The following is an 11,217-nucleotide window of genomic DNA, read 5'->3' as shown; positions in this document are numbered from 1 at the left end:
TCTTGCTAATTTACGTGCCGTTCGCCGCATTTTGTGGCATTCCGCTGAATTGAGGCAAGCATGAATCACGCTGCTGGATTGACGACATTCCACTGAAGCCGGATTCGCTTGGAACGGTGCGCTGCCTTGAATGGCGCGCGGAAAGCACAGGAGTGCAGATGAAAAGACGCTATTTCGGTACGGACGGCATTCGCGGCCAATCCAACGTCTTCCCGATGACGCCGGATCTCGCCATGCGGGTCGGCATTGCCGCCGGCACGATCTTCCGCCGCGGCAACCATCGCCATCGCGTCGTCATCGGCAAGGATACGCGCCTTTCCGGCTATATGCTTGAGAACGCCATGGTCGCGGGCTTCACGGCCGCCGGCCTCGATGCCTTCATCCTCGGCCCGATCCCGACACCAGCTGTTGCCATGCTCACGCGCTCGCTGCGCGCCGATCTCGGTGTGATGATCTCGGCTTCGCACAATCCTTACGAGGATAACGGCATCAAGCTCTTCGGCCCTGACGGTTACAAGCTGTCAGACGACATCGAGGCCGAGATCGAGGATCTGCTCGAAAAGGACCTGAATGCCCAGCTTGCCAAATCCGACGATATCGGTCGGGCCAAGCGCGTCGACGGCGTGCATGACCGCTATATCGAACATGCCAAGCGCACGCTGCCGCGCGACGTGACGCTCCAGGGTCTGAGGATCGCGATCGACTGCGCCAATGGTGCTGCCTACAAGGTGGCACCCGCCGTGCTCTGGGAGCTCGGCGCCGAGGTCGTCACCATCGGCAACGAGCCGAACGGCACCAACATCAATCTCAATTGTGGCTCCACGAGCCCCGTCGCGCTGCAGAAGAAGGTCGACGAGGTGCGCGCCGATATCGGCATCGCGCTCGACGGCGACGCGGACCGTGTCATCATCGTCGACGAAAACGGCTCGATCGTCGACGGCGACCAGCTGATGGCCGTTATCGCCGAGAGCTGGGCCGAGAGCCAGCAGCTGCGCGGCAACGGTATCGTTGCCACGGTGATGTCTAATCTCGGCCTCGAGCGCTTCCTCGACGAGCGGGGCATGGCGCTTGCCCGCACGCGGGTCGGCGACCGCTACGTCGTCGAGCATATGCGCCAGCACAATTACAATGTCGGCGGCGAGCAGTCCGGGCATATCGTGCTTTCGGATTACGGCACGACCGGCGACGGTCTCGTCGCGGCGCTGCAGATCCTGGCCGCGGTCAAGCGCACCGGTCGGACCGTCAGCGAGGTCTGCCGTCGCTTCGAGCCGGTGCCGCAGCTTCTGCGCAATGTCCGTATCAGCGGCGGCAAGCCGCTGGAGGACATCCAGGTGCAGAAAGCGATCGCCGATGCCGAAGCCGAACTCGCCAGGAACGGCCGCCTCGTCATCCGCCCCTCGGGCACCGAGCCGCTGATCCGCGTCATGGCCGAGGGCGACGACCGCGCCCAGATCGAGCGCATCGTCAACGAACTGATCGGCACGATCTCGAACGTCCGGACCGCCGCCTGACTTTTTAGGGCAGAATTCGAAAGGCCGGTGCGCAAGCGCCGGCTTCTTCGTTATGCATGCTTACTATTTTGAGCTGATCGCCGCGGCCAAGCCATCCCCATGATCCAAACCGATCTATGTTTCGGGCCGCCTTGATGCCTGGCATCAAGGTAAATAATCGTGGTTAAGCAGCTTTTAACGTTTCCCATTCATTATCCATCCGAAGCGTACCAGATTGGCAGCGACTGAGCTTGCCGACGCAACGGGATTTTGGAGTGGGATCCATGAAAAGAAGCTTGTTCGGCATCTTCGCCGCATTGTTGATCGCGACAAACGCCTATTCCGCGGACCTCGCCCCTGCCGAGCCTATTCCGGAGCAGCCGCCTGAGGTGACGGTCACCGAAGCGACCGGCTGGTACCTGCGCGGTGATGTCGGTTATGCCTTCACCGATCTGCGCGGCGCCCGCTATTTCCAGGGCAGCAACGCCACCGAGGTTGATTTCGATCGTTCCGACCTGGACGACGCATGGACGGTCGGCGGTGGTGTCGGTTACCAGATCAACAGCTATCTGCGCACCGATCTGACCTTCGACTATCTCACCCAGGCGGACTTCCACGGCTCGACGGATGGGCAGTGCGGCTTCCCGCTGGTGGATTGCACCTCGAGCGACCGCTCCTCGCTGACCGCCTACACGCTGCTCGCCAACGCCTATGTCGATCTCGGCACCTACGGCTACGTCACGCCTTATGTCGGCGCCGGTATCGGCGGTTCCTATGTGAAGTGGAAGAACCTGCGTAACGTCGCCTGCGCCGATGACGGCAGCTTCTGCGACGACCAGGTCTCCCACGGCGGCAAGGGCAACTGGCGCTTCACCTACGCCCTGATGGCCGGCGCCTCGATCGACGTGACCTGCAACATCAAGGCCGATGTCGGCTACCGTTACCTGCATATCGATGGCGGCAACATGTTCGGCTATGCCGAAAATGGTGGCCCGGGCCGTGACAAGGGGCTGAGCGCCCACGAAGCTCGCGTCGGCGCCCGCTATCTCTTCGGCGGCTGCGCCCAAGCGAGCTACGAACCGCCGCCGGAAATCCCGCTGCAGCAGCCTGTCTACAAGTAAGTCCAATTCCCAGACATCTGAAAGCCGCCCCAACCGGGCGGCTTTTCGTATTGCGGCCCTACCGCCCTGCGTCAAAATATGTTCCGCCCGCGACACTTCGATCTTGACTATGACGCGCCGGATCCATACACACGGCGGCGGGACACCCTTCCCCAACGAAGGGCTTTCTATCTGAGAGGATAGCATCATGGCGAAGACCGCAAAGCCGGACATCCGTCCGCACAATACCCATTTTTCTTCTGGCCCCTGCTCGAAGCGCCCCGGTTGGTCGCTCGAAGCCCTTTCCGACGCGGCCCTTGGCCGTTCGCACCGCGCGAAGGTCGGCAAGACCAAGCTCAAGCAGGCCATCGACCTTACCCGTGAAATTCTCGAAGTGCCGGCGGATTACCGCATCGGCATCGTTCCGGCGTCCGACACCGGCGCCGTCGAAATGGCGCTCTGGTCGCTGCTCGGCGAACGCGGCGTCGACATGCTCGCCTGGGAAAGCTTCGGCGCCGGCTGGGTCACCGATGTCGTCAAGCAGCTGAAGCTCAAGGATGTGCGCAAGCTCGAAGCCGGTTACGGCGAGCTTCCCGATCTCTCCGCCGTCGATTTCGACCGCGACGTCGTCTTCACCTGGAACGGCACCACCTCGGGCGTGCGCGTGCCGAATGCCGATTTCATCCCGGCCAACCGCAAGGGCCTGACGATCTGCGACGCCACCTCGGCCGCTTTCGCACAGGAGCTCGATTTCGCCAAGCTCGACGTCGTCACCTTCTCCTGGCAGAAGGTTCTGGGCGGCGAGGGTGCCCACGGTGTCATCATTCTTTCGCCGCGCGCCGTTGAGCGTCTGGTCACCTACACGCCGGCCTGGCCGCTGCCGAAGATCTTCCGCATGACCTCGGGCGGCAAGCTGACGGAAGGTATCTTCCAAGGCGAGACGATCAACACGCCTTCGATGCTCTGCGTCGAGGACTATATCGATGCGCTTGTCTGGGCCAAGCAGCTCGGCGGCCTCAAGGGGCTGATCGCGCGTGCCGATGCCAATGCCAAGGTCATCCACGATTTCATTGCGGCAAACGACTGGATCGCCAATCTCGCCGTCAAGGCGGATACGGCCTCCAACACCTCCGTCTGCCTGAAGATCGTCGATAAGGACATCGCAGCGCTTGACGACGACGGCCAGGCGAATTTCGCCAAGGGTCTGGTCGGCCTCCTGGAAAAGGAAGGTGTCGCCTATGACGTCGGCCATTACCGCGACGCGCCGTCCGGCCTGCGCATCTGGGCCGGCGCCACGATCGAGGCATCCGACATGCAGAAGCTGATGCCCTGGCTTTCCTGGGCCTTCGAAACACAGAAGGCGCAGCTTAATCAGGCTGCCGCCTGAGGTGATCGCATCCGGCTCCGCCACAGGGCGGAGCCCAGCATTCCTGATTCATTCATCGCTGAACACTTTTGAAGGAGGCCCTCATGGCACCTCGCGTTCTCGTATCCGACGAATTGTCGGAAACCGCCGTCCAGATCTTCCGCGACCGCGGCGTCGAAGTCGATTTCGAACCGCAGCTCGGCAAGGACAAAGACCGTCTGCTCGAAGTCATCGGCAAGTATGATGGCCTGGCCATCCGCTCTGCCACTAAGGTGACGGAAAAGATCATCGAGGGGGCGACGAACCTCAAGGTCGTCGGCCGCGCCGGCATCGGCGTCGACAATGTCGATATCCCGGCCGCCTCGCGCCGCGGCATCATCGTCATGAACACGCCCTTCGGCAACTCGATCACGACAGCCGAACACGCCATCGCGCTGATGTTCGCCGTTGCTCGCCAGCTTCCGGCAGCCGATACCTCGACGCAGGCCGGCAAGTGGGAGAAGTCGAAATTCATGGGCGTCGAGATCACCGGCAAGACGCTCGGCGTCATCGGCGCCGGCAATATCGGCTCGATCGTCTGTGCTCGCGCCATCGGCCTGAAGATGCACGTCGTCGCTTACGATCCGTTCCTGTCCAAGGAGCGCGCCGAAGAGATGGGCGTCACCAAGGTCGAGCTGGAAGAGCTTTTCACCCGGGCCGATTTCATCACGCTGCATGTGCCGATGACCGACAAGACGCGCGGCATCCTCAACAAGGAAGCACTGGCAAAGACCAAGCCCGGCGTGCGCATCATCAACTGCGCCCGTGGCGGCCTGGTCGATGAGGCAGCGCTTGCCGAAGCGATCAAGTCGGGCCATGTCGCAGGTGCCGCCTTCGACGTGTTCGAGGTCGAGCCCGCCAAGGAAAGCCCGCTCTTCGGCCTGCCGAACGTCGTCTGCACGCCGCATCTCGGCGCCTCGACGACCGAGGCGCAGGAGAACGTCGCTTTGCAGGTGGCCGAACAGATGGCGGATTACCTCGTCAATGGTGCGGTCTCCAACGCCATCAACATGCCGTCGATCACGGCTGAGGAAGCGCCGATCCTGAAGCCCTTCATCCGCCTTGCCGATGTTCTCGGCGCCTTCGTCGGCCAGGTCACCGAAGAGCCGATCAAGGAAATCGAAATCCTCTATGACGGCATCACCGCCAACATGAACACGCGGGCGCTGACGAGTGCTGTGCTCGCCGGCCTCATCCGTCCGCAGGTCGCCGATGTCAACATGGTTTCGGCGCCGATCATGATCAAGGAAAAGGGCATCGTGCTTTCCGAGGTCAAGCGCGACAAGACAGGCGTCTTCGACGGCTACATCAAGCTGACGGTGACGACCGAAAGCATGACGCGCTCGGTCGCCGGCACGGTGTTTTCGGACGGCAAGCCGCGCTTCATCCAGATCAAGGGTATCAACCTCGATGCCGATGTCGGCTCGCACATGATCTACATCACCAATACCGACGTTCCCGGCATGATCGGCTTCATCGGCACGACGCTTGGTGCTGCCGGCGTCAACATCGCCAACTTCCAGCTCGGCCGTGACAAGCAGGGCGGCGACGCCATCGCACTGCTCTATGTCGACGGCAAGGTTGATGACGCCGTGCTTGCTGAGTTGACCGCCCACCAGGCGGTTCGCCAGGCAAAGCCGCTGACCTTCAATATCGACTGAGTTTTTCCTCCCGAGGACATGAAAAACCCGGCGCTGGAAACGGCGCCGGGTTTTTTCGTGTCAGGAACCGATGAATCTTAAAGCGCGTCGCGCTTTAAGTCTTTATTTGATGCATGTCGTCGTCCCAAAACCGCTGCACACTTTTGGGCGACATGCATTAGTGGTGCCGGCGTTTCCGGCGGAGGATTTTGCCGAAACGGACGACATCGTCTTCAGCCTTCGTGCGGTGAAGGAAGGCGAGCCTGCTGCCGTCGAGGCCCTGAAAGAATTCGTCCCAGGAAATTTCTTCCGGTTCCGAGGAAAAATCAACGCGGACGGTTTCGCTGTCCGGTGCGTTCTTGATGCGGGCGGGATGGCCGCCGCGCGCCTCGATCCAATGTCTGATTCTGCTGTAATCCGTCGTCGTGCCGAACCTGCCCATGAAACCCTCCTCAGCCATCCGAATGCGACATCGATCACCCGCAATGCACGATCGACGGAATTGTTCCATGACGCCCAAATTATTTTATCGAGGGCCGAGATCGTGATGGCAGACCGCCGCATTGCACATTCTGAAGGCGGAAGCCTAAAGTTTAACCCTAAGTATGATTCTGATTTTATTTAACTTTTCTCGGTATATCCCTGGCATCGGCATCAACCGCACGCGAAATTCCATGGCCCCCTTGCAGAAGACCGAGCAGACCGAAGCATTAAACGACGACTTCCGGTCATTGTTTGCAACGCATCCGTCGCCGATGTGGGTCTATGATCCGGCATCGCTGCGCTTTCTCATCGTCAACGAGGCGGCGGTAGCACTTTACGGCTACGGCGCGGATGAATACCGGCGCATGACGGTTCTGGATATCCGCCCTGAGCATGAGCGGGAACGGATGGTCGACGCCGTCAGCGGCCGTACCGACATGGAAAAGGCGGAGCGCTGGGTTCACCTCAAGGCGAGCGGCGAGACCTTCGAAGTGCTGACCTATGGCCGAGAAGTGCGTTTCGAGGGCCGGGCCGCAATCCTGGCGATCGTGCAGGACCGCACCGAGGTCAATGCCGCCAGACGCCAGATCAGCGACACGCGCTCGCTTCTCGACAGCATCGTCGACAACCTGCCAGTCGGCGTCTTCGTCAAGGACATGGAAGCGGACGGGCTTTACGTTCTCTTCAACGAGGCCTGCGGCGACATTGTGGGCATGAGGGCGGAGCACGTGGTCGGCCGAACCGACCGGGCGCTGTTTCCCCCCAGTCAGACAGACGCCTTCCGCGAGCAGGATCGCCGGGCCTTCGAAGCCAATACGGCGATCAGCTTCGAGGAGAGCATGCTGCGCGCCGATGGTGCGCCGCGCCTCCTGCGCACCGTCAAGCGCGCCCTGCCGACGCCGGAGGGCCATGCGCCGCGTTATCTGCTCGGCATCTCGCAGGACGTAACGGAGGAGCGCGTCGTCGAGGCAAAGCTTGCCCATCTCGCCATGCATGATTCGCTCACCGGCCTGCCGAACCGGGCGGCATTTTCCAAACATATCAACCGGCGGGCGGTCGAGGCGACCGCCGACAGCCCGATCGCGCTGCTTTATATCGACGTCGATCACTTCAAGCATATCAATGACAGCAAGGGACATGCCGCTGGTGACGCGCTGCTTTGCCAAGTGTCGGAGCGACTGCTGCAACTGGCGGAGGAGGGCGATCTCGTCGCCCGTCTCGGCGGCGACGAATTCGCCGTCGTGCTGGAGCTCGACGGGCCGGAGCGGGCCGGGCGTTTTGCGCAACGGCTGCTCAAGGCGCTGAGTCGTGCCTTCGATCTTGACGGCGCCCGGGAGCATGTCACCTGCAGCGTCGGCATCGCCTTGGCGCCCGACCATGCCGGTGGCGCGGATGTGCTGATGCGGCATGCGGATCTGGCGCTCTATGCCGCCAAGGAGAGTGGGCGCTCGACCTATCGTTTCTACGAGACGGAGATGCGGCTTGCCGCCGAGCGCCGGCACGTGATGACAGCCGAGCTGTGGGAGGCGCTGGAGAAGCGCCAATTCGAGCTGCACTACCAGCCCATCGTGCAGCTCGATAATGACGGCATCGGCGGCTTCGAGGCGCTGATCCGCTGGCGCCATCCCAAGCGCGGGCTGGTGGCGCCGATGGAATTCATTCCGCTCGCCGAGGAAACCGGCCTTATCGTGCCGATCGGCGACTGGGTGATCCGGGAAGCCTGCCGGACGGCGGCCGGCTGGCCCGCCCATCTGAGGATCGCCGTTAATCTCTCCGTCAGCCAGTTTCGGCATGCGAGCCTGCTTTCGACCGTGGTCGCGGCGCTCGACGAGACAGGCCTCACTGCGGACCGACTTGAAATCGAAATCACCGAGTCCGTATTCCTGACTGATGCCGACCAAAGCCTGCCGCGGCTGCGGGCATTGAAGGAGCTCGGCGTCCGCATCGCCATCGACGATTTCGGCACCGGTTATTCGTCGCTGAGTTATCTCAGGTCCTTCCCCTTCGACAAGATCAAGCTCGACCGCAGCTTCGTCTCGGGTATCGAGACGGATGCCGGCAATCTCGCCATCGTGCGCGCCGTCGTCGGCATTGGTTCCGGCTTCAACGCGACGACGCTGGCCGAAGGAATCGAGACGGAAGAGCAGTTGCAGAAGCTGCGCGCAGAAGGTTTCAGTGAGGTGCAGGGCTATCTGCTCGGCCGGCCGATGCCGCAGCACGAGGCAGAAGCGCTGATCCACGGTCGGGCTCTGAAGACGGCTTCGTCCCGCAGATAGAAGCGCTTAAGCGACAGCTGGGAGTGGCGTCGGGGAAAGGCATGCCGCCGGATGCCATCAAGCATTCGTCATTTTGAGAAAGGCGGGCGAAGCCGCATAATTGTCGTGGGCTGGAAAGGAGGATGTTTATGAAACGCTTTTCATTCTCGATGATCGGACTGGCGCTCGTAACCGCCATCATCGCCAATCCGAGCATTGCATTCGCCTGCAACAAGCTGATCGGCACCTGAGCCGCACCCCCCGCTCCAAGGCGCGGCTTTGGCTGCGCCTTCTCTTCACGCGGGAATGCGAAATATCGGCGCCCGAAGGCTGCCCCTTGCGCCCAAGGACAATCCTTTCTATATCGGTGCCTCATCGAGAGACGGCGGCCGATCCCGCCGGAGATCAGCAATCCGCCGCAATTGCAGCGCAAGGGCGGATCGTGACCGCGCAGAATTGGCACCATCGTTGAACACACTGGATTTTGACAAGAAGCCGGAAGAGACCCGTGTCGTCGTCGCCATGTCGGGCGGCGTCGATTCATCCGTTGTCGCTGGCCTTCTCAAACAGCAGGGTTACGACGTGCTCGGCATTACGCTGCAGCTTTACGATCATGGCGCCGCTGTTCACCGCGCCGGCTCCTGCTGCGCCGGCCAGGATATCGACGATGCGCGCCGCGTTTGCGAAACACTCGGCATCCCGCATTACGTGCTCGATTACGAAAAGCGCTTCCGCGAGACGGTGATCAACCCCTTCGCGGAAAGCTATGTGGCGGGCGAAACGCCGATCCCTTGCGTTTCCTGCAACCAGACCGTCAAATTCGCCGATCTGCTGGCGACTGCCAAGGAGCTTGGCGCCGATGCGCTGGCGACCGGTCACTATATTCGCTCGGGACCGAACCCTTCGTCCGAAAATCCCGGCCGCCGCGCGCTTTTCCGCCCTGCCGATGCCGACCGCGACCAGAGCTATTTCCTCTTCGCCACGACGCAGGAACAGATCGATTACCTCCGCTTTCCCCTGGGCGGCCTGCCGAAGGCCGAGACCCGCAGGCTTGCCGAAGAGATGGGCCTCGTCGTTGCCAAGAAGGCCGACAGCCAGGACATCTGCTTCGTGCCGCAGGGCAAATATTCCGACGTCATCACCAAGCTGAAGCCGAATGCGGCGCTCGCTGGCGAGATCGTCCATCTCGACGGCCGCGTGCTCGGCACCCATGAAGGCATCCTGCATTTCACGATCGGCCAGCGCCGCGGCATCGGCATCGCCACCGGCGAGCCGCTCTACGTCGTCTTTCTCGACGCCCGCTCGCGCCGCGTCATCGTCGGACCGAAGGAGGCGCTGGAAACGCACCGGGTCTACCTGCGCGACGTCAACTGGCTGGGTGACGAGACGCTTGCGGAAGCCGCCGCCGGCAAGGGCTTTGCCTGCTACGCCAAGGTCCGCTCGACACGGGCGCCGGCACCCGCGGTCCTCCATATCGATGCAACAGGCACCTATGTCGATCTGACAGTCGGCGAGGCGGGCATTGCACCCGGCCAGGCCTGCGCGCTTTATTCCGCGCCCGGCGACAACGCCCGCGTCTTCGGCGGCGGTTTCATCGAACGTTCCGAGCGCGAACCTTCGGCGGAAGCCTGCCTGAAGGCCCTTTTGGCCAGCCCCGTCGCCGCCTGAAACTCATAGGTAACGACGGCCGGCAAAGCCCACCGTTTTTCTCGATCATGCGCTTGACACAAAGCCGAAGCGCACCTTATAAGCCGCTCATCCCACGAACCGGCATCGCTTCGCGAGCGGGTATCGTTGACCAGTGGCGGAGTAGCTCAGTAGGTCAGAGCAGAGGAATCATAATCCTTGTGTCGGGGGTTCAAATCCCTCCTCCGCTACCACTCTTTTCCCAATGAAATCAGCTCGACCGATGTCATGAAGGCGCTCGCGCTCGACGTCGACCTTAACGATATCGTCTGACGATCGCTTCGTTGAATTAATCACCTTCTAGTGGAAGATCCGCGTTCGTGCGGGCAAATGCGGTCGGCATCACCATCCTCTAGATTACTCCCAAAGCGCTGGATTGCTTTGCGTCACCACACGATAAGAATTGAATGCAAGACGGCCTCTCCGAAGCCGGACTGATGCCGCATTCTCGCCGATCGCATCAATGAGATCTTTGCGAAGCAATTCCGATCGATGGCCGACGATCACTTCTTTCAAGGCCATCTCGCTGTCGAAGGACTTAAAGTATAGGCCCTTGGCCTGCGCGTCCTCATCGTCGAGCCTTATAAATAGACGCACCTCATTTTCGTATTTCCAATGAGTATATTTAGTCGACAGGACCTTCTTGTAGAACTCCCACTGCCGATCATCTGCACCGTTCATCGCGACCATGTCAGCCTTCAAGAGGCGGGATCGATAGACAACGGTCGTTAGCAAGGGATCGGGGATGTCGAAACCGAGACATAAGCCACGATGTCGATCCCCATAATGCGCCCACTGGACGGGGTTGCGCCAATCGCGACTGAAGCAGAGTAGACCCGCCCACCCATTCAACTGCGCTTTCGTCTGCCTGAATGCCCGTCGGACGGTAGGATCGGGGCTGGCAATCTCCAGTTCGAACGGATCATTCAGATCTGATATTCGAGCAATCTTGAGGCGCCGGCGGCGAATGTTGTCGAGACCCCATTTCTCGTCGATGAAGTGATAGACGCGCATCGCCAATCCCCCTAGTGCAAATAAAGGATCGCAGATCCGATCCGAACATCACCTGGTTCAAATAAAGTCAGCGATGCCAGACCCTAAAAATCGGCAACCAAAATCGCAATTTCCTAGTGCATTTGCGGCTCACAGGCATTGCAC

At 61.2% G+C, this 11,217-nt stretch carries 8 protein-coding genes and 1 tRNA gene; 7 read left to right on the top strand and 2 right to left on the bottom strand.

The features are described from left to right. Nucleotides 1-158 precede the first annotated feature (158 nt). The 4 genes from glmM (at nucleotide 159) to serA (ending at nucleotide 5,656) form a co-directional block, all read left to right on the top strand. On the top strand, nucleotides 159-1,511 hold the full coding sequence (gene glmM, locus CUJ84_RS18370; RefSeq protein WP_018068990.1) for a phosphoglucosamine mutase: 1,353 nt from the start codon (nucleotides 159-161) through the stop codon (nucleotides 1,509-1,511). 263 nt (nucleotides 1,512-1,774) lie between these two features. Beyond that, the gene (locus tag CUJ84_RS18365) at nucleotides 1,775-2,611 is read left to right on the top strand and encodes an outer membrane protein (protein ID WP_105007267.1); all 837 of its coding nucleotides are present in this window, start codon (nucleotides 1,775-1,777) and stop codon (nucleotides 2,609-2,611) included. A 187-nt stretch (nucleotides 2,612-2,798) separates the two neighbouring features. After that, a complete protein-coding gene (locus CUJ84_RS18360) occupies nucleotides 2,799-3,977 on the top strand; it encodes a phosphoserine transaminase (protein ID WP_105007266.1) in 1,179 nt (392 codons plus the stop codon). 83 nt (nucleotides 3,978-4,060) lie between these two features. Then, nucleotides 4,061-5,656 (top strand): phosphoglycerate dehydrogenase, encoded by a 1,596-nt coding sequence (serA, locus tag CUJ84_RS18355; RefSeq protein ID WP_105007265.1) that lies wholly within the window; start codon nucleotides 4,061-4,063, stop codon nucleotides 5,654-5,656. A gap of 157 nt (nucleotides 5,657-5,813) precedes the next feature. On the opposite strand, the gene CUJ84_RS18350 is transcribed toward serA, so the two are convergent. Beyond that, nucleotides 5,814-6,077, bottom strand: a complete 264-nt coding sequence (locus CUJ84_RS18350) for a hypothetical protein (RefSeq protein ID WP_105007264.1) — start codon at nucleotides 6,075-6,077, stop codon at nucleotides 5,814-5,816. A 163-nt stretch (nucleotides 6,078-6,240) separates the two neighbouring features. Here CUJ84_RS18350 and CUJ84_RS18345 point away from each other — a divergent pair, with 163 nt between their 5' ends. The 3 genes from CUJ84_RS18345 (at nucleotide 6,241) to CUJ84_RS18335 (ending at nucleotide 10,253) form a co-directional block, all read left to right on the top strand. Then, nucleotides 6,241-8,394 (top strand): putative bifunctional diguanylate cyclase/phosphodiesterase, encoded by a 2,154-nt coding sequence (locus CUJ84_RS18345; RefSeq protein WP_105007263.1) that lies wholly within the window; start codon nucleotides 6,241-6,243, stop codon nucleotides 8,392-8,394. A gap of 447 nt (nucleotides 8,395-8,841) precedes the next feature. Beyond that, nucleotides 8,842-10,041 carry a tRNA 2-thiouridine(34) synthase MnmA gene (gene mnmA, locus CUJ84_RS18340; protein WP_105007262.1) on the top strand — a complete coding sequence of 400 codons (1,200 nt, stop codon included), beginning with the start codon at nucleotides 8,842-8,844 and terminating at the stop codon, nucleotides 10,039-10,041. Nucleotides 10,042-10,176: 135 nt separating this feature from the next. Next, nucleotides 10,177-10,253: transfer RNA gene (locus tag CUJ84_RS18335), tRNA-Met, on the top strand. 163 nt (nucleotides 10,254-10,416) lie between these two features. On the opposite strand, the gene CUJ84_RS18330 is transcribed toward CUJ84_RS18335, so the two are convergent. Then, nucleotides 10,417-11,073: a DUF2971 domain-containing protein gene (locus CUJ84_RS18330; protein WP_105007261.1), complete on the bottom strand. Its 657-nt coding sequence runs from the start codon at nucleotides 11,071-11,073 to the stop codon at nucleotides 10,417-10,419. Nucleotides 11,074-11,217: the final 144 nt, after the last annotated feature.

Source organism: Rhizobium leguminosarum (genome assembly GCF_002953715.1).
Lineage (GTDB): Bacteria > Pseudomonadota > Alphaproteobacteria > Rhizobiales > Rhizobiaceae > Rhizobium > Rhizobium leguminosarum_V.
The sequence above is the reverse complement of the archived record's forward strand: the minus strand, read 5'-3'. Positions and strand labels throughout refer to the sequence as shown.

Coding starts and splice junctions, on each gene's coding strand:
- serA (WP_105007265.1), top strand. CDS start 4,061: ATGGCACCTCGCGTTCTCGTATCCGACGAATTGTCGGAAACCGCCGTC.
- CUJ84_RS18330 (WP_105007261.1), bottom strand. CDS start 11,073: ATGCGCGTCTATCACTTCATCGACGAGAAATGGGGTCTCGACAACATT.
- CUJ84_RS18360 (WP_105007266.1), top strand. CDS start 2,799: ATGGCGAAGACCGCAAAGCCGGACATCCGTCCGCACAATACCCATTTT.
- CUJ84_RS18345 (WP_105007263.1), top strand. CDS start 6,241: ATGATTCTGATTTTATTTAACTTTTCTCGGTATATCCCTGGCATCGGC.
- glmM (WP_018068990.1), top strand. CDS start 159: ATGAAAAGACGCTATTTCGGTACGGACGGCATTCGCGGCCAATCCAAC.
- CUJ84_RS18350 (WP_105007264.1), bottom strand. CDS start 6,077: ATGGGCAGGTTCGGCACGACGACGGATTACAGCAGAATCAGACATTGG.
- CUJ84_RS18365 (WP_105007267.1), top strand. CDS start 1,775: ATGAAAAGAAGCTTGTTCGGCATCTTCGCCGCATTGTTGATCGCGACA.